The organism is Flavobacterium sp. I3-2 (assembly GCF_013389595.1).
GTDB lineage: Bacteria > Bacteroidota > Bacteroidia > Flavobacteriales > Flavobacteriaceae > Flavobacterium.
In genome coordinates this window covers 1,318,107-1,341,687 of record NZ_CP058306.1, presented here as the reverse complement: position 1 = coordinate 1,341,687, position 23,581 = coordinate 1,318,107, and the positions used below count along the sequence as shown (strand labels likewise).

Here is a 23,581-nt window from a genome sequence, read left to right as displayed (position 1 = left end):
CATAAAATCAAATCATAATGAAAAAAGTACTTTTATTATTCGTTGCAATTATTGGATTATCTGTAAATGCAACTGCGCAAACAACTTGGAAAGTTGACCCAATGCACTCGTTTTTAAATTTCTCTGTTAAACATTTAGGAATTTCTTTTGTTGATGGAAGAATGGACAAATACGACGGAACTTTAGTTTTAACAAAAGAAGACATCACAACAGGAAAATTCAATTTTACAGTTGATGTAAATTCAATTGATACAGATGTTGAAGCACGTGATAATCACTTAAAATCTGCTGATTTCTTTGAAGCATCAAAATACGGAACAATGACTTTTGCTTCAACTTCAATCAAAAAAGAAGGTAAAAACTACAAAATGACAGGTAACTTAACAATCAAAGGTGTTACAAAACCTGTAACTTTTGATTTAGTTTACGGTGGAAAAGCTGCTAATGATGGTTACGGAAACGAAAAATTAGGTTTCCAAGCTAAAACAACTATTGACAGAACTGCTTTTAACATCAACTACGACCCAACAGGAATGGGAATTGCTAAAGATGTTGAATTAGTAATCAATTTAGAATTCGGAAAATAACAAACAACAACAAATATTTTCATCTTAACAAGCTTCGTTTTATTGCAAAACGGAGCTTGTTTATTTTGTTAAAGTAAATACAAAACTGAAAATCAAATCGATAAAATTGATTTCCTTTAGCAAAAAAAGAACATGAAAAAACTATTATTCTTATTATTTATCTCGTTTGTTGCAAAGGCACAATCTGTTCAAGGAACTTTAATAAACTCTGAAACGAAAGAACCTATCGCTTATGCAACAGTTAAAATCAACGATTTAAAAAAAAGTATTTTATCCAAAACAAACGGAACCTTTTCGTTAGATGAAGAACTTAAAGAAAATTCGTTAATCGAAATCGAAGCTTGGGGTTTTGAAAAAAAACAAATCACTTTATCGGATTTAAAAAAGAATAAAATTCTAGAACTTACTGAATCGGTTGAGATGCTACCCGAATTAATCATCCCACCTGCAAACGCGAAAATATCTTACAAAAATTACGGTAGAACAAACGAAGGTTCTGGCATGATGGTAGCAGAAGCACAAACATATCGTAAAGAAGATTATGACAAAGGTACAGAATTTGGAATAATCGTTTCAAATAAAGGATTAAGTGAACTACAAAGTTTTCATATTCATTTAAAAGAAAATCAAGCTAAAAAATTAATTCTAAGACTTCAATTTTACGATGTAAAAAATGGAAAACCAAACAATAGAATAAATCACGAAGAAATTTTACTTTCAATAACTAATAAAGATGCTGGTTGGTTAGTTTTAGATTTAACAGAAAAAAACATTTTTATAGATTCGGATATTTCTAAGTTTGCCTTTACCTTAAAATTAGTTGATGCCGAATTTGATTCGGATTACGCTTCATTATTATTCAATATTTCAGCCAGCCTAAGTAATCAGATTATTGGAAGAGATTCCGAATTCGAAGAATGGACAAAAATACCAATGAGCATTCCGATGTACGTGAAAGCAAAAGTATACAAATAGGCATTTAAAAGGATTTAATAAAAATATTTTCAAAACTTTTGTAACCTTTTCAAAATAGTTACGTATAACTTATGAACAAAAAATTTTAGGAGCAATTCAATATGAGACAACTTAAAATTACCAAACAGGTAACTAATCGTGAGACAGCGTCTTTAGATAAATATTTACAAGAAATCGGTAAAGTAGATTTAATTACTGCTGATGAAGAGGTAGAATTAGCACAAAAAATTAAAGCCGGAGACCAACGTGCTTTAGAAAAACTTACAAAAGCTAACTTACGTTTCGTTGTTTCGGTTGCAAAACAATATCAAAACCAAGGGTTAACCTTACCCGATTTAATTAACGAAGGTAACTTAGGTTTAATTAAAGCTGCACAACGTTTTGATGAAACTCGTGGTTTCAAATTCATTTCGTATGCTGTTTGGTGGATTCGTCAATCTATTTTATCTGCTTTAGCAGAACAATCTCGTATTGTACGTTTACCATTAAACAAAATTGGTTCTATCAACAAGATTAACAAAATGTACGCTTTATTAGAGCAATCTAACGAGCGTCCGCCTTCTGCAGAAGAAATCGCAAAAGAGTTAGACATGACAGTTAACGACGTTAAAGAATCAATGAAAAATTCTGGTCGTCACTTATCGATGGATGCACCTTTAGTTGAAGGTGAAGATTCTAACTTATACGACGTTTTACGTTCTGGCGAATCTCCAAATCCTGACCGTGAATTGATTCACGAATCGTTACGTACAGAGATTGAAAGAGCTTTAGAAACGTTAACTCCACGTGAAGCTGATGTAGTCCGTTTATACTTCGGTTTAGGTGACCAACATCCGATGACGTTAGAAGAAATCGGTGAAACATTTGATTTAACTCGTGAGCGTGTTCGTCAGATTAAAGAAAAAGCAATTCGTAGATTAAAACATACTTCTAGAAGTAAAATCTTAAAAACATATTTAGGTTAATCCTAATCAAGAATCAAAACTCGTTAGTTCGCTAGCGAGTTTTTTTTTATCTTAGTCAAAAAAATTGAAATCTATTTTTTATTATTATTCAAATTTAAAAGGAAAAGCCAATCGAAAAGAATTTGGAATTTTCTTAATTATCGAAATCATAACAACTTTAGTCGCATTAGTACTTTTATCAAGAATCAACATTAACGAATTAGATTCTTTGATGAATTTAATTTACATCAATCTTATTATCGGAGTTTCTTATGTTCCCTTTTTAGCAGTTTGCTCAAGAAGATTAAACTATTTAAACTACCCAAGTTACTTAATCTTTTTAATTGCGATTCCTTTAATAAAACAAATATTCATCATCTTACTTTTATTACTTAATCCAAGAAAAAAATAATTCATCATTGTTGTAACGTTTTTTAAAAACGAATACTTACTTGTAAAATCAACACAAAAAGTCTTGAAAAATCTAGAACAAGAATTTTTACAATTACTCGAAAATCACAAAGGAATTTTACACAAAATTTCCAGAATGTATATGGACAATCCAGATGACCGAAATGATTTGGTTCAGGAAATGACTTATCAATTATGGAAATCGTATCAACGTTTTGAAGGCAACAGTCAGTTTTCGACTTGGATGTATCGCGTTTGTTTGAACACTGCTTTAACATTCTTCAAGAAAGAAGATAAAAAAGTAAAAACAAATGTAATTAGAGAAGATTTTGACCGAATAGATGTTGATGATTCAAACGAAAAAGAAAATCAATTAAATCACTTTTACAAGGCTGTTCAAAGTCTAAACGGAGTCGAAAAAGCCATCATATTTCTTTACCTGGAAGGAAAATCACACAAAGAAATTGGTGATGATTTAGGAATTTCTGAAGGAAACGCACGAGTAAAATTAAACCGAACCAAAGACAAGTTACAACAAATCATTAAAGCAAACGGATATGAATTTTGATGAATTACAAAAACAATGGAACAATCAATCTACGGATGATATTCAGATAAAAAAAGAAAGTTTATATAAAACAAAATCGATTATTTCTAAAGTAAACAAAAACATAAAAAACGAATTTTTTTTGTGGGTAATATGTATGCTTTTTTTAGTAATTGTTCCGTATATTGATTTATATAAAGTTAACGGAATTTCAGCTTTCTTTTATTACTTTATTTTATTTCAATTACTAATTTGCTCCATAAGTTATTACAGAAAATTTTACGCTTTTAGAAAATCAATAAAAGAAAATGATTCATTCAAATCGAAAGAAAATATTTTGAAAATGTATTACGAGTTAAAATTTGCTGTTGCATCGTATCGTGCAGCTTGTTATTTTTTAATTCCGCAAGCACTTGGTTTATATTTCATATTATTTTCAGATGGAAAATCCGAAATTTATCTTAATAAAATCATTAAATTAAACAATACCTTTTTAGAAGAACCGCTTTTTATTTTAAAAATAGTTCTTATTGGAATTACATTGTTGATTTTCGTTGTTGCTTTATCTGAATGGATGATTAATTTTTATTACGGAAAAAGTCTTAAGCAATTAAAAAAAGTAATTGAAGATTTTGATTCATAAAAAAATGCCTACTTTCAACAAGTAGGCATTTTCATTTTTTTATTGTAATATTATTCTCTTCTTCCCATGTACATCATCACGTAGTACAACAAAGTACCAATTGATGATAACGCAGCAACTAAATATGTTCTTGCTGCCCAAGTTAATGAATCTTTAGCTCCCGCAAGTTCTTCTCTGGTAACCATATTTTTAGTTTCTAACCATTTTAAAGCACGATGACTTGCATCGTATTCTACAGGTAATGTAACAACTGAGAAAATGGTTGTTAAGGCAAATAACACAATTCCGATTAATAATAATTGCGGAAATGTATTTATCAGTAAAACACCTGCTAACAAAACCCACTGTACTAAATTAGAAGCAATACTTACAACCGGAACTAATTTAGAACGCATGTTTAACCAATGATACGCTGTTGCATGTTGCACAGCATGACCAACTTCGTGGGTTGCAACTGCTGCTGCTGCTGCGTTACGTTCGTTATAAACAGCTTCACTAAGATTAACTGTTTTATCAGCTGGATTATAATGGTCTGTTAAACGTCCTGGAGTAGATATAACTTTTACGTCATAAATTCCGTGGTCGTGTAACATCTTTGTAGCAATTTCAGCACCACTCAATCCATTTCGTAAGTGTACTTTTGAATATTTTTCAAACTTATTTTTTAATTGGTAGCCAACAAACCAACTTGCTAGCATAATAATACCCATTAAAAGTAATCCCATATCTTTTATAATATTTTAGTTGTTTAATTACCTACATCAAAATATTTGCCAAAATATATATTCTGACAAGCTGACAATAAAAAAGGAGCTAAAAAAAGCTCCTTTTAAATTATTTAGATTACAATTTCTTTTTAACCTCCACTTGTTGGAAACTTTCAATAATATCGTATTCTTTAATATCGTTATATCCTTTAATCTGAATACCACAATCATAACCTTTGGCAACTTCTTTAACATCGTCTTTGAAACGTTTTAAAGCAACTAATTCACCAGTATAAATTACAACTCCTTCTCTAATTAAACGAATTTTATTATTTCTGAAGATTTTACCATCTGTAACCATACATCCGGCAATTGTACCAACTTTAGAAATTTTGAATAACTCACGAATTTCAGCAGAACCTGTAATTTCTTCTTTTAATTCAGGAGATAACATTCCTTCCATTGCATCTTTAACATCATCAATCGCATCATAGATAATTGAGTATGTTTTGATATCGATTTCTTCTTTATCTGCAATTTGTTTTGCATTACCCATCGGACGTACGTTAAATCCGATAATAATCGCATCAGAAGCAGAAGCTAACAATACATCAGATTCTGTAATTGCTCCAACTCCTTTATGGATAATATTGATTTGGATTTCGTCAGTAGATAATTTTGAGAACGAATCAGAAAGTGCTTCAACAGAACCGTCCACATCTCCTTTTAAGATGATGTTTAACTCTTTGAAATCACCTAATGCAATACGACGTCCAATTTCAGCAAGTGTAATATGACGTTGCGCTCTAACAGATTGCTCACGAATTAATTGCGTACGTTTAACAGCAATTTGTTTTGCTTCTCTTTCGTCTTCAAATACATTAAATTTATCACCCGCTGTAGGTGCACCATCTAAACCTAAGATAGATACTGGACGTGATGGACCTGCTTCTTTAACAGCTTTTCCACGTTCGTCATGCATTGCTTTCACTTTCCCGTGATTTTTACCTGCCAATACATAATCTCCAACTCTTAAAGTTCCGTTCTGAACTAAGATTGTAGAAACATATCCACGACCTTTATCTAAGAATGCTTCAACAACAGTTCCTGATGCTACTTTATTAGGATTTGCTTTTAATTCTAATAATTCAGCTTCTAATAAAACTTTCTCTAACAATTCTGGAACTCCTTGTCCGAATTTAGCTGAAATATCTTGCGATTGATAAGAACCACCCCAATCTTCAACTAAGAAATTCATACCTGCTAATTTCTCTTTAATTTTCTCAGGATTAGCTGTTGGTTTATCAACTTTATTAATTGCAAAGATAATTGGAACACCTGCAGCTTGCGCGTGAGAAATCGCTTCTTTTGTTTGAGGCATGATGTCATCATCGGCAGCAACTACGATAATTGCAATATCCGTAACTTGAGCTCCACGAGCACGCATCGCAGTAAACGCTTCGTGACCTGGTGTATCTAAGAACGCAATTTTTTGACCGTTTTCTAGAGTTACTCCATATGCACCGATATGTTGGGTAATTCCTCCTGATTCACCAGCGATAACGTTTGCTTTACGTATGTAATCCAATAAAGATGTTTTACCGTGATCTACGTGACCCATTACAGTTACAATCGGAGCACGAGTTACTAAATCTTCTGGTGCATCAACTTCTTCAGCAATAGCTTCTTCGATGTCAGCAGTAGTAAACTCAACTTCATAACCAAATTCATCAGCTACAATAGTCAATGTTTCAGCATCTAAACGTTGATTCATCGTTACCATAATTCCTAATGACATACAAGTTCCAATCACTTTTGTAATCGGCACATCCATCATCGTTGCAACTTCACCAACTGTTACGAATTCTGTAACTTTTAAGATTTTATTTTCATCATCTGCACGTGCTTCTTCTTCTTTTTTACGGTGAAGTTCACGTTTATCTTTACGATATTTTGCAGCTTTAGATTTATTTTGTTTTCCTTGTAAACGCTCTAAAGTTTCTTTGATTTGGTTTTTAACCTCTTCATCAGTAGGCTCAACTTTTACAGCTGGAGCTGGCTTCCCTTTAAAGTTTCCGTTTCCTGGACGGTTATTACCACCTGGACGGTTATTGTTATTTCCGCCTGGACGGTTGTTATTATTACCTCCCGGACGATTACTGTTATTACCTCCTTGACGATTCGTATTATTGTTAGAACCATTTGCACCTGCTTTATTATCAGTTGCAGGAGTTCCATCTGTTTTTACAATACGTTTACGTTTATTTTTATTAGCATTTGCCCCACCTGCTGCGTTAGCACCTGGTTTATTTGCTGCTTTCGGGTCTTCTTTCTTCTTTTTAGGTTTATTAAATTGAGATAAATCAATTGTTTGACCTGTAAAAGTAGTACCAGAAAGTTTTTGGTATTGTGTTTTTATTGTTTCGTTTTCTGAATCCGAATCAGAAACATTATTTGTATTTTCAGCCACTGGCTCATCTTTTTTAGCTTCAACTTTAGATTCAGCCACAGGTTTTTTCACCTCTTCTTTAATCTTGTTTTCGGCTTTTGGTTTTATATTATCAGCTTTTTCTTTAGCTTCAGACGTTACCTTAACTTGATTTTCTGATTTAGTTTCGACAGTTTTCTTAACTTTAGCTTCTGCTTTAACCTCAATTTTTTCATCTTTAGGCACACTAACTTCAACTTTTTCTTGAATTGGAGCTTTGTCAGATTCTACAACAGTTTTCTTAGGAGTTAAATCGATTTTACCAACTGTTTTGATTGAAGCCACTTGAGCTGCTTTAGCTTTAATGATTTCATTCTCACGTTGAAGTTGTTCTTCTTTTTTACGTTTCTCTTCTTGTAACTCTTTCTCTCTTTCTAAACGTAATTCTTCTTTCTCTTTACGTTTTTCTTCACTAACTCCGATTGAAGCTTCTTTTTTACCCTTATCAGCAGAGAATTGTTTGTTTAAAACCGCATATTCCTCTTCAGATATTTTAGCATTAGGTGATGACTCAATGGCAAAACCATTGGTTTTCAAATGATCCACAGCTCTATCTAGAGAAATATTCAATTCTCCTAAAACTTTGTTTAATCTTATTACTCTTTTTTCAGACATATTATCTTTTAGTATATTTTAGTGTGTCGTTGTGTTGGTGCTTTTGTTTACATAACTAGTCTTCGAATTCTTCTTTTAAAATTCTCATTACATCTTCTACCGTTTCTTCTTCTAAATCGGTTCTTCTTACAAGTTCTTCAACTGTATGACGTAAGATACTTTTAGCAGTATCTAAACCAATTTTAGCGAATTCTTCGATTACCCATCCATCTATTTCATCGCTGAATTCTGACAATTCTACATCATCTTCTTCAACAGTTTGAATATTGTCGCGCATAACGTCGATTTCGTATCCGGTAAGTAAACTAGCTAGTTTAATATTTTGCCCACCACGTCCGATGGCTTTAGATACTTCTTCAACATCTAAATACACGTTTGCCGTCTTTTTATCTTCGTTTATTTTAACGCTATTAACTTTAGCTGGACTTAATGCTCTTGTAATTAACAATTGCATATTGCTTGTATAATTAATAACATCTATATTTTCGTTTCCTAACTCACGAACAATTCCGTGAATACGAGAACCTTTCATTCCTACACATGCTCCTACAGGATCAATTCTTTCATCGTAAGTATCTACTGCTACTTTAGCTTTTTCACCAGGAATACGAACTACTTTTTTAATTGATATTAAACCATCTGCAATCTCAGGAATCTCTTGTTCAAACAATTTCTGTAGGAAATTTTCTGAAGTACGACTCATGATAATTTGAGGCTTATTACCTTTTAATTCAACAGATTCAATTAATCCTCGTACAGATTCACCTTTCTTGAAATAATCAGAGGCAATTTGCTTTTCTTTAGGAAGAACAATTTCATTACCTTCTTCATCAATCAAAATTACGGCTTTTGGACGAATATGATGTACTTCTGCAGAATAAACTTCGTTTATTAAATCTTTAAATTGTTTGTAAAGATTTGTACTATCGTGTTCGTGTATTTTTGTAATTAAGTTTTGACGTAATGCTAAGATAGCTCTTCTTCCTAATTGAATCAATTTCACTTCTTCAGAAACTTCTTCTCCTACTTCAAAATCTGGTTCGATTTTTTGTGCTTCTGCTAATGAAATCTCAGAATTCGAATCTTCAACCTCACCATCAGCAACAACAATACGTTTTCTCCAGATTTCCATATCTCCTTTATCTGGATTTATAATGATATCGAAGTTGTCATCAGAACCAAATTTTTTCTTTAATGCATTTCTAAAAACATCTTCTAAAATTGCCATTAAGGTAACTCTATCAATATGTTTATAATCTTTAAATTCTGAAAACGAATCAATTAATGCAATGTTTTCCATGAAATATCTTAATTTAAAATGAAATAACTACTTGTGCTTTTTTTATACTTTCATATGGAATTTTCACAGATTTCTGAACTGTTTCTTTTCCTTTTCCGATTTTCTTAGGTTCTCTAACCTTCCATTCTAACGAAATTTCTTCTTCATTAGCCGCAACCAACTGTGCTTCTATAACTTCATTTTCAAGTGTAACCTCTAATGTTCTACCAACATTTTTTCGGTATTGTCTTGGTAATTTCAATGGAGAAGTAGCTCCCGCCGAGGCAACTTCTAAAGAAAAATCTTGTTCTTCTCTATCTAAATTATTCTCAATTGAACGACTAACATCAATACAATCTTGTAAAACAACCCCATTATCTCCATCAATAATCACAGTTATTTTATAATCATTCGAAATCGAAAAGTCAATCAAAAACAAGTCAGGATGATTACTCAGACCTTCTTCTAATACTTTTTTTACCTGCTCTTTAAACACCATATTTTGTATAAAAAGAGGGGACTTTTGTCCCCTCATTATTTAGTTTTACATTAAATAACTTTGCAAATATACATAATATTTTTGAAAAACACATTTTTTTGCAGTTTCTAAAATTATATAACTATCTTTATGAAAATAAATTAAACAAAAAACGCTTTTTACATTCTATTTAAAATGAAGAAAATATTAGTCCCTACAGATTTTTCTGACAGCGCAATTAACGCTACTAGAGCAGCTGCAGATATTGCAAGAAAAACAAATGCCGAATTAATTTTACTACACATCATCGAGCTTCCACAAGAAGGCACAGATGCCATTCAACAAGGTTTTGAAATACCTGAAATCATGTTTTTTAAACAACATGCCGAACAAAAACTTACTGAAGCATCAACCTCACCTGATTTACACGGATTAACTGTTTATGCTGTTTTAAAACTTGGAAGAACACTTAATAATGTAACAGAAGTAGCAGAAGTAAATGACGTTGATTTAATTGTTATGGGTTCACACGGAGCTAGTGGTTATAAAGAATTTTTCATTGGATCAAATGCAGAAAAAATTGTTCGCAATTCACAAACTCCTGTTTTAGTGGTTAAAAACGATGCAAGTGAATTGAAATACGAAAAAGTAATTTTTGCTACTGATTTTTTAGTTGAAAATGAAGAAGCTTTAGCTAAAGCTATTTTGGTTTTAAAAGGATTCGAAATCAAACCACATTTTTTAATGGTTAACACAGTAAACAACTTTAAACCTACACATGTTGCTGAAGAAATTGCTTTAAATTTTTTCAAAGAAAACAACATCACTGATTACGACTTTACCATCTACAATGATTTAGACATTGAAAAAGGAATTATAAATTTTGCAGAAAAAATTGACGCCGATTTAATTGCAATGGGAACCCACGGAAGAAAAGGCTTCTCTAAGTTTATAAATGGTAGCATTAGCGAAGACATTGTAAACCATGCTAGTAAATCCGTTTTAACATTTAAGATATAAAACAAAAAACCTCTTCGTTTGAAGAGGTTTTTTGTTGACCTACTAGGACTCGAACCTAGAACGACTGAACCAAAATCAGCTGTGTTACCATTACACCATAGGTCATTAAACCGGTTAAAAAATCTATTTATCAACAAATTTCTTTGTTGACCTACTAGGACTCGAACCTAGAACGACTGAACCAAAATCAGCTGTGTTACCATTACACCATAGGTCATTAAACCGGTTAAAAAATCTATTTATCAACAAATTTCTTTGTTGACCTACTAGGACTCGAACCTAGAACGACTGAACCAAAATCAGCTGTGTTACCATTACACCATAGGTCATTAACCTTAGCAAAAATCAACCATTTGATTCATTATTGCGGTTGCAAAGGTAGTACAATTTTTAAACAACACAAGAGTTTTGAAAAAAAAATTAAAAAAAAACTAATTTTATAGAACACTTCAAAAAAAACGTTTTCTTTGTATTTACAAATCAATTAATTTACAAACATTGTATTATGTTGAAAATCAATTTTAAAAAATGGAACATCATCTTAGGATGGGCAGCCTTTTTAATTTCATTAATAACTTACACAGTAACAGTTGAACCAACTTTAAGTTTTTGGGACGCTGGAGAATACATTGCTACATCTACTAAATTAGAAGTTGGTCACCCTCCCGGAGCTCCACTTTATCAAATGTTAGGCGCATTCTTTTCAATGTTCGCAGCAAGCAACGAACACATTGCACTAATGGTCAATATGGTTGCAGCATTTTCAAGTGCTTTTACAATCCTTTTCATGTATTGGTGTGTTACCAATCTATTAAAAAAAGCAGTTTCTTCTTACACTGAATTTAACAACCAAAATGCAATTGCAGTTCTTGGAAGTGCTTTCATTGGTTCTTTGGCATTTACTTTCTCGGACACTTTTTGGTTTAGTGCAGTAGAAGCAGAAGTTTATGCAACTGCCACGTTATTGATTGCAATACTGCTTTGGTTGGGGTTACGTTGGATTGATGATATTGACAACCCTAGAGGAAACAAATGGTTCGTTTTAATTGGTTTGGTAATTGGACTTTCTTTTGGAGTACACTTTATGGCTTTATTAGCGATACCTTCGATTGGCTATCTATATTATTTTAAAAAATATGAAAAAGTTACAATTAAAAACTTCATAATTGCAAACATCGTTATCGTTTCTATTTTATTGATTGTTTTCTTATTTTTACTTCCATATACGTTAGCTTTTTTTGGTAAAACAGAAATATTTACGGTTAATTCTCTTGGACTACCTTTTAATTCTGGAACCATTTTAGCCTTTTTAATTATTATTGCAGTATTTGTTTTTGGATTAAGATATACGCAACAAAACGGTAAAGCAAAATTAAACACTGTCATTTTAACAATATTATTTATATTCATTGGATTTTCTAGTTGGATTATGTTGCCTATTCGTGCAAATACACAAATTCCAATTAACGAAAACAAACCTTCTGATGCAGCCGAAGTTTTAGCATATTACAATCGTGAGCAATACGGTTCACGTTCTTTGTTTTATGACACGTATTTTACTACAAAATTCAAAAGTGAATTAGACGCTAAAACTCCGTACGTTGACGGAAAGCCGAACTACGAAAGAGATACAGAATCAGGTAAATACATCATCACAGATAAAAAAATCGCATCTGAACCAAATTACTCATCTACATTAAAAGGGTTTTTACCTAGAATGTGGAGTACCGATGGGTCACACCCAGCAAATTATATGCGCTTTTCAAAACCTCTTGATTTCACAATCAAGCCTGAATTTGCTAACGACCCTGAAATTCGTGACATGGAAGGTCAAATCCGAAGAGGATTAGCAACTGGGCAAATTTCTATCAATCAATACGAAATGTTTTTGGGACATCCAGACTATAATAAATATTTTGATATTAAAAATCCAACTTTTGGTGACAACATGAAATTCATGTTTGAATATCAATTTGGGTATATGTATTGGAGATATTTAATGTGGAATTTCTCTGGAAGACAAAATGACATTCAAGGAAATTATGATAGAGATAACGGGAATTGGGTAACTGGAATTCCATTCTTAGACGAAATAAGAATTGGATCTCAAGAGAATTTAACTTCAGATATTTTAAACAACAAAGGAAGAAATCATTATTATATGATTCCTTTCTTAATCGGGTTAATCGGTTTTATTTTTCATTTCAAAAAAGATCCAAAATCGTTTTATGTACTTTTAGCACTTTTCTTATTTACAAGTTTCGCGCTTAAAATATTCTTAAACGAACGACCTTTTGAACCTCGTGAACGTGACTATGCAGTAGTTGCATCATTCATGGTTTTTGCCATGTGGATTGGATTTGGAGTTTTTGCCATATATGATGGACTAAAAAAATTCATTTCACCTAAATTAAGTCTTCCTTTAGTTTTAACGGCTTGTTTCTTAGGTGCGCCTGTACTAATGGCTAAAGAAAACTGGGATGACCACGACCGTTCAGACAAATATACTGCTCTAGCAATCGCAAAGGGTTATTTAGACTCAGTTGGTCCAAACGGAATTTTGTTTACCATCGGAGATAACGACACTTTCCCACTTTGGTATTTACAAGAAGTTGAAGGTTACAGAACAGACGTTCGTGTTGTTTGTACAGCTTTATTACAAGCTGATTGGTACATTGATCAAATGAAAGTTGCTGCATATGATTCAAAACCTCTTAAAATAAGATTTAATCACAAACAATATGCCGGTAATAAATTATATTACGCTGTTATTGCACCAGTAATTGATGATCGAGTTGACATAAACAGTATGATGGAATATATTGCTTCAGACAAACCAGAAACTCGTGCTGAAATGTCAAATGGCGAATCGATTGTTCGTATTCCGACAAACAAACTTCGCGTTCCTATTAACAAAGAAGCTATCATTAAAAACAATATTGTTTCTCAAAAATATTACGATCAAATTTTACCTTATATTGATTTAGATATTAACGAACAAGCTCTTTACAGACAACGTCTAATCATGCTTGACATTATTGCGAACAATAATTGGGAACGTCCGATTTATTTTACTAGTGGCTCTTTAAATGATGAAGATTTCTTATGGATGAAAAATCATTTACAACTAACAGGTTTAACCTACCAATTGGTTCCATACCAAGCTACAACAGGTAAGAACCAACATCCGTTATACATCGGAGATATTGATACAGAAAAAATGTACAATACAGTTTTAGGTTGGGAATGGGGCAACAACGGAAGTTCTTCAATTTATCACGATCCAGAAACTAGAAAAAATGCATTCCTATATAGAATCAATTTGACACGATTAGCTGAAGCCTTAATTGAAGAAGGAAAGATGCAAAAAGCCAAAAATATTGTAGAAATAGCAATGAAAAATTTCCCAGTAGAATATTTCGGAAATTACACAACCGTTGAACCTTTTGTAGAATTATATTACGCATTAGGAGAAAAACAAAAAGGTTCTGAATTGACAGAGCAATTGGCTAAAAAATACGACGAACAACTATTGTATTTCAAGTCAATGAAACCTTCAGAACAAAACGATTATGGTTATGAAATACTAGAATCTTTAGATGCTTACGACCGTTTGATTTCTTATGCAGAAAGACCAAATGCGGCTTTAGCCAACAAACACAAAGCTAAATTAAATACGTACATCACTTATTTCAACCGTTTTATTCAGGCAGCAAACCAACAAAGTGACGCTCCTGAAGAAATGGAAGAGACAGACACTACAACAGTAGAAACAATAAAACAATAACTAAAAGCGATAGGTTTAAGCCTATCGCTTTTCTTTCAAGAAGTTTGTAACTTTACATAAAAATTTAAACTATGTTAGAAAACAAAGATTCACAAAGAACTCCAATAGATCAAATCGGAGAATTTGCCTTAATAGATCATTTAACTAAACATTTCGATATCAAACAAAAATCAACAATCAAAAGCATTGGAGATGATGCGGCAGTGTTAGATTTTAAAAATAAAAAAGTTGTTGTTTCAACAGACTTATTAATAGAAGGTGTACATTTTGATTTAGGTTACGCGCCATTAAAACATCTTGGTTACAAAGCTGTTGTTGTAAACATTTCTGACATTTACGCGATGAATGCAACCGCTACACAAATCACAGTTTCAATTGCCGTTTCTAATCGATTTCCGTTAGAAGCTTTAGAAGAATTATATGAAGGAATTCGCCTGGCATCTAATTTCTATAATGTAGATGTAATTGGAGGTGATACTACTTCTTCAACTTCGGGATTGATTATTAGCATTACTGCAATCGGAGAAGCAAATCAAGAAGATATCGTTTACAGAGATGGTGCAAAAGACACAGATTTATTAGTTGTGACTGGCGATTTAGGTGCGGCTTACATGGGATTACAAGTTCTTGAAAGAGAGAAACAAGTTTTCTTAGTAAATCCGAATAACCAACCAGATTTAGATGATTACACATATCTTATCGAACGTCAATTAAAACCTGAAGCTCGAAAAGACATCAAAGAATTATTAGAAAAATTAGAAGTTAAACCAACTTCAATGATTGATATTTCGGACGGATTATCATCTGAAATTTTTCATTTGACAAAAAGCTCAAAAGTTGGATGCAATGTTTATGAAGAAAAACTTCCGTTAGATCCACAATTAATTAATGTTTGTGAAGAATTTAATTTAGATAGTACAACCATTGCTATTAACGGAGGCGAAGATTACGAACTGTTGTTCACAATAAAAATGAGCGATTTCGAAAAAATAAAAGCAAATCCACATCTTTCGATTATTGGACACATCGTTCCAGAAAATGAAGGCGTTCATATCATCACAAGAGAAAACACAAAAATCCCTTTAAAAGCAAGAGGTTGGAGTGCGATTTCTAAAAACGAAGACGAATAAATAAAATTTTATTAAATACAAAAAAGCTTTGGAGTTTCATTCTGCTCTGAAGCTTTTTGTTTATATATAATTTGAAAATTCATATTAAAACCTTATTTTTATTGACATGGATAACAAGTCGTATTTAAAAACATTAAAACCAAAAAATGAGCAATTGAAGAAAGTCATTGCTTATTATTATTTTCATGTTTCTGAAAACGAAAACCATTCTGAATCGTTCTATTTTTATCCCAATTATTTACATGCGCTAACAATTTATATCGGAAATAAAATAACACTGAACTACGATCCGATTGAATCAAAAATCGAAAAAGACGAAAATCCAAAATCAATTACGTGTTTGTACACGGTAAATTCTAAACATAAAACCTTGGTAAACATCAATGGTTCGTTTCATAAAATTGGAATTGTGTTTTATCCGTTAGGATTTAATCATTTTATAAAAAAGCCTTTAAATGAATTTATGCCTAAAGATTTTATGAAAATCGATTTAGGCGAATCGTTTCATGAAGCGCTTCAGAAAATAGATAAAAATGACGATTTAGAAAATCAATTAGAAATTCTAGAGAACGAACTTTTAAAACTTTATCAACCTTTTCAAGAAAATATCTTAACGCATTCGATTCGAGAAATCATTCTTTCAAACGGCGCAATAAAAATAAATGAATTAGAAGAACAGTTTCAAACCAATAGAAAAAAGCTTTTGCGTTTATTTAAAAAGCATACATTAATCAGCATGGAAGATTACAAAAAAATGGTAATGTTCCGCAACTCTTTAAACTATGCAATTCAAAACAAAGAAGAAGCCAATTTGACTGACGTAGCACTTTTTGCAATGTATTATGATCAATCGCATTTTATCAAACATTTTAAAAGCATCACAAACGAAACTCCTAAAACTTTATTACCTAAAATCAATAAATTAGGTAATGAAGATTTATATTGGCATTTCTTTGAAAAATAATGCAAAGTGTCTCAATTTTACAATTCCATCATTTAAATGAAAACTATTTTTGGTTAAAATTAAAACAACCAAATTTATGATACGATTTTTTATTTACATCACGACTTTGTTATTGAGTTTTGCACTTTTTGCACAAAACGACAGTTTAAAAAACAATTTACCAAAACTTACTTTTGAAATTACAGGTGGTTTAGGAAATGGAAATTACAAAATTCAAGACCAACCCAATCTCAACGGAAACAGTACATTATTAAATTTTAATTTAATGTATCGCGCATCAAAAACTATCGAGGTTGGTTTGGGTTATTATCAAACAACATTCAATGCAAATACAATGTTAGAAAATAAATGGAACGAAATTTCAAGAACCTCATCATTAATTCCGGTTCAAGCGCGATTACATTTTGATTTGTTTAATACATACAAATCTCCTTTTGATTTTTTTGTAGGAATTGGAGCTGGACCAAATTTTGGAATTAAAGAAAAAATGGATAATGGAATAGTTTCTATTACAGACAAATCACAAAAAACAAATTGGAAATATTTAGTAAATTTTGGATTAAATGTTACCTTAACGAAAGAAGCCTTTTTCACTATTAATTACACCACAATTGGCGATATTAACGCTACAAAGTACAATAACATCGAACGTAAATTAAACACCGGAACCATCAATTTAGGTTTTGGTTATTATTACTAAAATAGATGCAATTAAAAGCAGAAACAAACGATAATCTAATTACAGTTTACAACGCCAACGAAGAAATTTTTGGTGAATTAAAAATAGAGTTAAAAGCACGTTATTACGAATCTGAAATTCGAATTAAAGAGCAAATTTTTACTATTCTTCAGGATAAATGGGAAGCAAAAGTTATTTCAGATAATCAGACGGTTTATCACATAAAAACAGATAAGTTTTGGGGAACCCAAAAAATTGTAGAATTAGATAAAGAAATTCGAGGTGTTTTTGGATTCACTTGGGGAACGCAATTACGTGATTCACACAAACAAACACTTCTAAAAATCAGAACCGAGAGTCAAATCAAAAACAAAGGAAACTACATCATTCAGGTTGACAAAGAAAACATTCAGCCTATTGAAATTTTACTTACTTTATATGTTCACATTACAGGTTCAATAGCAAATCAACATCATGTTTTTTTATATTCATAAATCAAAAAAGGCAATCCTTTCGAATTGCCTTTTGTATTCCTAGATAAATCCATTTAGAAAAACAGTATAAAAAATGAAGCTAAAAAATAAAAGCCAGAATTTTCATTCTGGCTTTTATCATTTTATAAGATTATTATTTTTTAATCACTTTAATAAATTGTGTTTTAGATTCTGTTTTCAATTGAATCATGTAAGTACCAGAAGCTAAATCTGATAAATCAATTTGAATATTTTGATTATTAGTATTTAAAGTTTTCACTCGTTTTCCTAATAAATCAAAAACTTCAACAAATTTAATTGATTCAACATAATTGACATTCAACACATCATTAACTGGATTAGGATAATATTTTAATCCTTCTTTATCAAATTCATCGTTAGATAAGAAAACAACAACTGTTACAGCAAATGGTAAACTTGGACATCCATTAGTTCCAATAATTACAGCATAATATGTCGCTCCGTTTACTAATGGCATATTAGGTTGTAAAGGATTTACACCATTCTGAGAATCGTTATGAGTTGCATACCAAACTAAATTTGATTGATTCAGTATTAGATTTGCTATTGTTGAACCTTCAATAAACGATTGGGTTGCTGCACCTGTTGGAGCAGTTGGAATTGCACCAATAGTTACTTGAACTGGAGTTCTTGCAGACACACAACCTAATTGAACTCTTTCTACAAAATAAATACCTTCAACCAATGGTGTATTTTGCGCTAATTCAGTTGTACTTGAAGGCGAAATATACCATTTGAAAGTTACATCAGAACCTGCAGAAATATATAAATCGGATATTTCTCCACCTCCACAAACTGTAAATGGCCCAACTTGAGGTGCTGCTAAAGAAATTACTCTAACTGCAACTGCTCTTCGTTCAGAAAGACAACCATTAATTGTTTGAGATACATAATATGTACCATTAGATAATGCAGCAGTTGATGACAATGCATTTACTGCAGTTGAAGAAGAATACCACATCAATTGTGCTCCGTTTACTCCTTCGGCAACTAAATTTGCAACAGTTCCAGTTCCACAAAATACTTGTGCAACAGCAAGCGGTTTATCCAATGCATCGAATTGAGATATTTGATAAGCTACTCTTTGTGATTCACAAATACCAAAAGCTTGTGTTGCATAATACGTTCCTGTAGTAACTGGTACATTATTATTAATTGGAGTTGTAGCAGTTAATGATACATACCATCTAACTGTTGCTCCTGGTAAATTATTTACAACCAAATTACCAAAAGTTGTACTTCCACATAAATGTATTGGTTGAGAAACTAAATCAACCGGAGTTGGATTAACAGTAACAGTTACGGCAATTCTATGTGAAGTTGTCGTTCCGTCTGTTTGTACCACATAATATGTTCCGGTAACCAAATTAGTTGTAGAAGGCAGCGGTGTTGTACTTGTTGAAGTAGCATACCAAACCACTGTTGCTCCAGGAAGTGAAGTAACCGGAATATCATTTAACGTTCCTCCATTACAGAAGTTTTGAATTGGATTTACTATTGGTTGTGCTATTCTTGGAATTACAGTAACATCGACAATTAGATAAGAATCACTTTCACAGTTAATCGTTTGTGTAACAAAGAAAGTTCCACTTGTTTGAAGAACTGTTGAAGCTGGTAATTCGATTGTTAAACCTGGATCAGCATAAAATTTAAGATTTACTCCATTGATGATTAATTGAGCAAATGTTTCATCTTGAATCAACGTTTGAGAGCTTGCTCCAGTTGGTTCTGGTGTATCACAGAAAACATAAGTCGTAGCAACAGTACTCCAATCGCTAAATACATTTCCACATTTTTTTCTAATATAGAAATCATATGTTTTACCTGAAATTAAATTATTTAATGTGTATGGTTTTGTAACATTTTGAACAACAGTTCCTGTACCTTGAGCAAAACCAGTTAATCCATATTCTAATTCAAAATTTGAATTTCCTTGACCTTGCCAATCGATTGTTACATAATCAAAACCAACATCAACGAAATCGATATTTGATGGTTGAATACATGGGAATGTTATATTTACTAATAAATCAACAGTTACACCCCACGAACCAGAATAACAAGGATTTGGAGGGTTTTGTCCAGAATCAGCTGTTCCAATTCTCATTCTATAATTTCCAGTTTGATAACCTAAATCATCTGGAACAGTGAAAGAAACATTTAATGTTGTTGGTTCATCTGATAATGATTCGCCAACAAAGAACAATTCAGTTGCATTTTCAAAAACACCATTATTATTTAAATCTATCCAAAGATTAGTACCATATGTATATCCAGTATTAAAAGTAACCGATGCCGGAATTAACTCACCTGCATTAAATGAAATAACTTGATCTGTAAAATCATGATAGGTTACATTTTCAGTAGAATCCATACTTACTCCAGCTATAGTTACATTTTCGATACCATTACCGTCATTTGAAGTAGGAATTGATGAGCAATAATCCATCAGGAAAGTAAATGGTCCAACCCAAACTGTATTTCCTCCAGAGCAGATTCTTCTAACGTAGAACGAATAACTTTCTCCTGCTTCTAGATTTGTAAGTGGAGCAGAATAAGTAGTTGATGTAATAACAGTTCCTGTTCCTTGTGTAAAACCAGCATCACCCCATTCGATTTCAAAGCTATTATTTGTTGCTGTATCTGGTCCTGACCAATATAAATTAGCAGATAAATCTCCTAAGCTTATTAAAGCACCTAGAGAAATAGGATCAACACATGCTGGATTTGGTTCATAAACAACGTCATCAATATAAATAGATTGATAAGTTGAAGCCTGACCATGTTTGAACGCAAAATAATCATTTGTAGTAACTGGTAAATAAACAATAAACTCTTGATAGTTTTCAGTTAAACTAAATTCTTGTAATTGTGTAAAAGTTGTCGCATCTAATTTATTAGACATTGTTCCAAACTTTAACTTATAGTTATTGCTACCAGATTTAGCTTTAAACCTTACACGATATAAACCATCATTTAAATTTTGTGTTTCTGGTGAAACTAAAATATAAGGATTAGTTGTATCTGCATTATTGTATAAGTAGAATGAATTAGGCGAAGAAGAAAAATTAGACCCCACAACTGTTCCATAACCAATTCCTCCGTCTATAAAACTCCAACATACTGGTATAGTTGGGGTATTTGAACTTCCTACAGCTGTTGTGTCAAAATTTTCAGTAAAACCAGTCGTAAAAATTGTACATGCTGTCGTGAATTTAAATTGACCTAACCATGGAGAATTATTAGTTCCACAATTTTTTCTAATATAAAATTCATAATTAGAAGCTAGAATTAAATTATTAAGTACTGTTGAGTTTCCTGTTACCGAAACGATAGTTCCTGTACCTGGTACAAAACCAGTCAGACCGTATTCGATTTCAAAAACATCAGTTGCGTTAGCTTCCCAAGAAATTGAAGCTGTATTAATAGTAGTATTTGTAACTGTTGGAATTGTTGGTAATTGACAAGATCCAATATAGAAATTATCAAAAGCGACATAATGATCTATATAATCATCTTCCACATAATTGTAATTAGCTACAAATTTTAATTTAACTAATTGACCAACGTAAGAATTTAATGGAGTTTCATATTCTTGCCATCCATCAACTTCGTTATATGGTAGATTAGCTAACAATGTATAATTATGCCCAAAATCAGTAGAAATGAAGACATCAATACTTCCTGCCGATGCATCAACTGGACCATAAGGTGAGCTATAATTAGCCATTTTGTAATTAAACGTTAATTTATCTCCAGTCAAGATTGGACCAACATTTAAACTAGTAAACCCTGAACCATTTCCTGCAGCTGTGTATAAATTTTTATAAATAACATAATCCATCATTGGCATTAAAGCTGCCACGTCATTAGATAAGTTAAATACACTTGAAGAGATATTATTCCATCCATCGGCTGTTCCGGTTGCAAAACCATCGAACCAAGGCGAAGTTGTTACTTTTTCAGTTACGAAATTAAATGGTCCTCTCCAAACACTTGTTCCATCAGCACCACAATTACTTCTAACATAAAATGAGTATTCAGTATATTCGTCCAAATTCGACAAAACATAATTATTACTTACATTAGTTAAAAGAGTACCTGCCCCTTGAACAAAATTAATTTCACCATATTCAATATCAAAGTTTGTCTCACTACTGATCCAACTTAATTTAGCTTGAACATTTGTAATTTCGGTTGCTTCACCTGTTCCGAAATCAACTCCACTACAAATCGGAGGATCTGTTAAATTTACATCATCTATGTAAATACTTTCAAATGTATCTAAATTTCCATGTTTAAATGCAAAATAATCATCTGTTCCTGCAGGTAAATCAAAAACATATTCTACATATTGATCAGTAAGCTGAATTGTTCCTCCTGCAAGAGGAGTAAAAGTTGACAATTGATTAGGGTTACTCATTGTACCTACAATCAATTCAATCCCATCATAATCTCCTGCTGCAAAAAATCTTAATTGTTTCGTTCCATTTCCTAAATTATCAGTTACTGGACTTACTAAAACATAATCACTTGCATTGTCAAACATATTAACAATTGTAAAACAATTAGGTGCAGTTGCAGCATTATAATCAATCACTTCACCATATCCAGCAAACCAATCTAAAGGATCACCTCCAATAAATGTCCAACATGAAGGGACTGTTCCAGGAGCCACAGCATCAAAATTTTCACTTAAATCAGTAACAATACCACATGTTGTTAGGAAATCTATTTTATTTGACCATGCACTTACACCGTCTGTTCCTGAACAATTCGCTTTAATATATAAATCATAAGGTGTATTTGCTTGCAGACCAGAAATTGTAGCCGTACCTACAAGTGCATTTCCTGAAGCTTGTGGTGTTGAAGTAACACCAGCGTTATTAGCAACAACAACCCAATCGTAACTCACTCCATTAGTATTTGGTGTCCAAGTTATAACACCTCCATCAACGGTTGGTGAAACTGCTATATTAGATGGTGCAACACAAGCTGCCATCGCACCTACAAATTGAATTTGTGCTAAATTAGAAGTTCTACCCTCTGCAGTAAGATTTGTAGCTGTAGCGGGATTAATATTATTTACATCAGCTCTCCAAACTATACCTGAATTTGGTGTAGAAATGTAAGAACTAAAAGAATGACCTCCCTCCCAACCCATAGCATTTTCATGCACAGCAACTACAATATTTCCACCAATATAAGCAAATGGGGTAGTAAATGTAATTTCAAACCATTGTCCATCAACTGGGCTAGGTGTAACTACACCATTAAAAACCAAAGTTAAATCTGCAAATGGCACCCAATCTGTATTACTAGAAAATTGAGTTTTGGTTGTATTTGCAATATATATTTTAAGATCATTCCAAACAAGTTCATCACCAACAGCACTTGGTTTGTATCTTAACTTCGTAATGTTACCAGCTATCCCTCCGCTAGAAGCATATTCCGAAGCAGAAATAATTTGCTGTGAATAACTATAATCATAATTTGTAACCGGCAAACCTAACCCTCCAGAAGATGTGTTAGTACCAGAACCAATTTGAATTGTTCCAGTCGCTTGCCCAAAAACTATTGGGCTAATAAGAAACAAAAGACAATAAAATACATACCTCATCAAGCGTATGAGTTTTATTGATTTCATTTGATAAGTAAATTCATCCATAAAAATTAGTTTAAATTAAAAAATCACATTCACTAAAAATAAACATTTTTATTATACAAAATATTTATTTTGATCTATAATTATAAAAAATTAATTTTTATTGTAAAAAAACAATAAAAATACACTAAAAAAAAACATTTTGTA

17 protein-coding genes and 3 tRNA genes are annotated in these 23,581 nt (G+C 32.0%); 12 read left to right on the top strand and 8 right to left on the bottom strand.

The window, feature by feature from the left end; translation table 11 throughout:
• Positions 1 to 17 precede the first annotated feature (17 nt).
• From HW119_RS06330 to HW119_RS06305, 6 genes are all read left to right on the top strand, one after another.
• Positions 18 to 587 carry a YceI family protein gene (locus HW119_RS06330; RefSeq protein ID WP_177762234.1) on the top strand — a complete coding sequence of 190 codons (570 nt, stop codon included), beginning with the start codon at positions 18 to 20 and terminating at the stop codon, positions 585 to 587.
• 132 nt (positions 588 to 719) lie between these two features.
• Entirely contained in the window at positions 720 to 1,562 is an 843-nt protein-coding gene (locus HW119_RS06325; protein WP_177762232.1) for a carboxypeptidase-like regulatory domain-containing protein, read from the top strand.
• Positions 1,563 to 1,663: 101 nt separating this feature from the next.
• Positions 1,664 to 2,527, top strand: coding sequence for an RNA polymerase sigma factor RpoD/SigA (locus tag HW119_RS06320; protein WP_125016647.1), 864 nt, complete (start codon positions 1,664 to 1,666; stop codon positions 2,525 to 2,527).
• Between the two features lie 64 nt (positions 2,528 to 2,591).
• The gene (locus HW119_RS06315) at positions 2,592 to 2,918 is read left to right on the top strand and encodes a DUF805 domain-containing protein (protein WP_177762230.1); all 327 of its coding nucleotides are present in this window, start codon (positions 2,592 to 2,594) and stop codon (positions 2,916 to 2,918) included.
• Between the two features lie 135 nt (positions 2,919 to 3,053).
• Complete coding sequence (locus HW119_RS06310; protein WP_410503988.1) at positions 3,054 to 3,485, top strand: RNA polymerase sigma factor; 432 nt, start codon at positions 3,054 to 3,056, stop codon at positions 3,483 to 3,485.
• A complete protein-coding gene (locus tag HW119_RS06305; RefSeq protein WP_177762226.1) occupies positions 3,475 to 4,107 on the top strand; it encodes a hypothetical protein in 633 nt (210 codons plus the stop codon). The genes HW119_RS06310 and HW119_RS06305 overlap by 11 nt, the downstream gene beginning before the upstream one ends.
• Before the next feature lie 50 nt (positions 4,108 to 4,157).
• On the opposite strand, the gene HW119_RS06300 is transcribed toward HW119_RS06305, so the two are convergent.
• The 4 genes from HW119_RS06300 to rimP all read right to left on the bottom strand — a co-directional run bounded on the left by HW119_RS06300 (position 4,158) and on the right by rimP (position 9,695).
• The gene (locus HW119_RS06300) at positions 4,158 to 4,832 is read right to left on the bottom strand and encodes a zinc metallopeptidase (protein ID WP_177762224.1); all 675 of its coding nucleotides are present in this window, start codon (positions 4,830 to 4,832) and stop codon (positions 4,158 to 4,160) included.
• A gap of 118 nt (positions 4,833 to 4,950) precedes the next feature.
• Positions 4,951 to 7,917, bottom strand: coding sequence for a translation initiation factor IF-2 (gene infB, locus HW119_RS06295; protein ID WP_177762222.1), 2,967 nt, complete (start codon positions 7,915 to 7,917; stop codon positions 4,951 to 4,953).
• A gap of 55 nt (positions 7,918 to 7,972) precedes the next feature.
• Complete coding sequence (gene nusA, locus HW119_RS06290) at positions 7,973 to 9,217, bottom strand: transcription termination factor NusA (RefSeq protein ID WP_177762220.1); 1,245 nt, start codon at positions 9,215 to 9,217, stop codon at positions 7,973 to 7,975.
• Positions 9,218 to 9,230: 13 nt separating this feature from the next.
• Positions 9,231 to 9,695 (bottom strand): ribosome assembly cofactor RimP, encoded by a 465-nt coding sequence (rimP, locus tag HW119_RS06285; protein WP_177762218.1) that lies wholly within the window; start codon positions 9,693 to 9,695, stop codon positions 9,231 to 9,233.
• Positions 9,696 to 9,869: 174 nt separating this feature from the next.
• Here rimP and HW119_RS06280 point away from each other — a divergent pair, with 174 nt between their 5' ends.
• Positions 9,870 to 10,694 (top strand): universal stress protein, encoded by an 825-nt coding sequence (locus tag HW119_RS06280; protein WP_177762216.1) that lies wholly within the window; start codon positions 9,870 to 9,872, stop codon positions 10,692 to 10,694.
• A gap of 34 nt (positions 10,695 to 10,728) precedes the next feature.
• Here HW119_RS06280 and HW119_RS06275 read toward each other — a convergent pair.
• The 3 genes from HW119_RS06275 to HW119_RS06265 all read right to left on the bottom strand — a co-directional run bounded on the left by HW119_RS06275 (position 10,729) and on the right by HW119_RS06265 (position 11,023).
• Positions 10,729 to 10,799, bottom strand: a tRNA-Gln gene (locus HW119_RS06275).
• Positions 10,800 to 10,840: 41 nt separating this feature from the next.
• A tRNA-Gln gene (locus tag HW119_RS06270) sits at positions 10,841 to 10,911 on the bottom strand.
• Between the two features lie 41 nt (positions 10,912 to 10,952).
• Positions 10,953 to 11,023: transfer RNA gene (locus tag HW119_RS06265), tRNA-Gln, on the bottom strand.
• 176 nt (positions 11,024 to 11,199) lie between these two features.
• Here HW119_RS06265 and HW119_RS06260 point away from each other — a divergent pair.
• The 5 genes from HW119_RS06260 to HW119_RS06240 all read left to right on the top strand — a co-directional run bounded on the left by HW119_RS06260 (position 11,200) and on the right by HW119_RS06240 (position 17,748).
• Positions 11,200 to 14,481 carry a DUF2723 domain-containing protein gene (locus HW119_RS06260; protein ID WP_177762214.1) on the top strand — a complete coding sequence of 1,094 codons (3,282 nt, stop codon included), beginning with the start codon at positions 11,200 to 11,202 and terminating at the stop codon, positions 14,479 to 14,481.
• Between the two features lie 71 nt (positions 14,482 to 14,552).
• A complete protein-coding gene (gene thiL, locus HW119_RS06255; protein ID WP_177762212.1) occupies positions 14,553 to 15,611 on the top strand; it encodes a thiamine-phosphate kinase in 1,059 nt (352 codons plus the stop codon).
• 154 nt (positions 15,612 to 15,765) lie between these two features.
• Positions 15,766 to 16,575: a helix-turn-helix domain-containing protein gene (locus tag HW119_RS06250; RefSeq protein WP_177762210.1), complete on the top strand. Its 810-nt coding sequence runs from the start codon at positions 15,766 to 15,768 to the stop codon at positions 16,573 to 16,575.
• A gap of 76 nt (positions 16,576 to 16,651) precedes the next feature.
• Positions 16,652 to 17,275, top strand: coding sequence for an outer membrane beta-barrel protein (locus HW119_RS06245; protein ID WP_177762208.1), 624 nt, complete (start codon positions 16,652 to 16,654; stop codon positions 17,273 to 17,275).
• Between the two features lie 5 nt (positions 17,276 to 17,280).
• On the top strand, positions 17,281 to 17,748 hold the full coding sequence (locus HW119_RS06240) for a hypothetical protein (RefSeq protein WP_177762206.1): 468 nt from the start codon (positions 17,281 to 17,283) through the stop codon (positions 17,746 to 17,748).
• Between the two features lie 133 nt (positions 17,749 to 17,881).
• On the opposite strand, the gene HW119_RS06235 is transcribed toward HW119_RS06240, so the two are convergent.
• Positions 17,882 to 23,437, bottom strand: a complete 5,556-nt coding sequence (locus HW119_RS06235) for a T9SS type A sorting domain-containing protein (protein ID WP_177762204.1) — start codon at positions 23,435 to 23,437, stop codon at positions 17,882 to 17,884.
• Between the last annotated feature and the right edge of the window lie 144 nt (positions 23,438 to 23,581).

Bases quoted from the DNA above. Each gene is read 5' to 3' on its own strand.
- HW119_RS06330 (WP_177762234.1), top strand. From the start codon at position 18: ATGAAAAAAGTACTTTTATTATTCGTTGCAATTATTGGATTATCTGTA.
- HW119_RS06325 (WP_177762232.1), top strand. From the start codon at position 720: ATGAAAAAACTATTATTCTTATTATTTATCTCGTTTGTTGCAAAGGCA.
- HW119_RS06320 (WP_125016647.1), top strand. From the start codon at position 1,664: ATGAGACAACTTAAAATTACCAAACAGGTAACTAATCGTGAGACAGCG.
- HW119_RS06310 (WP_410503988.1), top strand. From the start codon at position 3,054: ATGTATATGGACAATCCAGATGACCGAAATGATTTGGTTCAGGAAATG.
- HW119_RS06305 (WP_177762226.1), top strand. From the start codon at position 3,475: ATGAATTTTGATGAATTACAAAAACAATGGAACAATCAATCTACGGAT.
- HW119_RS06300 (WP_177762224.1), bottom strand. From the start codon at position 4,832: ATGGGATTACTTTTAATGGGTATTATTATGCTAGCAAGTTGGTTTGTT.
- infB (WP_177762222.1), bottom strand. From the start codon at position 7,917: ATGTCTGAAAAAAGAGTAATAAGATTAAACAAAGTTTTAGGAGAATTG.
- nusA (WP_177762220.1), bottom strand. From the start codon at position 9,217: ATGGAAAACATTGCATTAATTGATTCGTTTTCAGAATTTAAAGATTAT.
- rimP (WP_177762218.1), bottom strand. From the start codon at position 9,695: ATGGTGTTTAAAGAGCAGGTAAAAAAAGTATTAGAAGAAGGTCTGAGT.
- HW119_RS06280 (WP_177762216.1), top strand. From the start codon at position 9,870: ATGAAGAAAATATTAGTCCCTACAGATTTTTCTGACAGCGCAATTAAC.
- HW119_RS06260 (WP_177762214.1), top strand. From the start codon at position 11,200: ATGTTGAAAATCAATTTTAAAAAATGGAACATCATCTTAGGATGGGCA.
- thiL (WP_177762212.1), top strand. From the start codon at position 14,553: ATGTTAGAAAACAAAGATTCACAAAGAACTCCAATAGATCAAATCGGA.
- HW119_RS06245 (WP_177762208.1), top strand. From the start codon at position 16,652: ATGATACGATTTTTTATTTACATCACGACTTTGTTATTGAGTTTTGCA.
- HW119_RS06240 (WP_177762206.1), top strand. From the start codon at position 17,281: ATGCAATTAAAAGCAGAAACAAACGATAATCTAATTACAGTTTACAAC.
- HW119_RS06235 (WP_177762204.1), bottom strand. From the start codon at position 23,437: ATGGATGAATTTACTTATCAAATGAAATCAATAAAACTCATACGCTTG.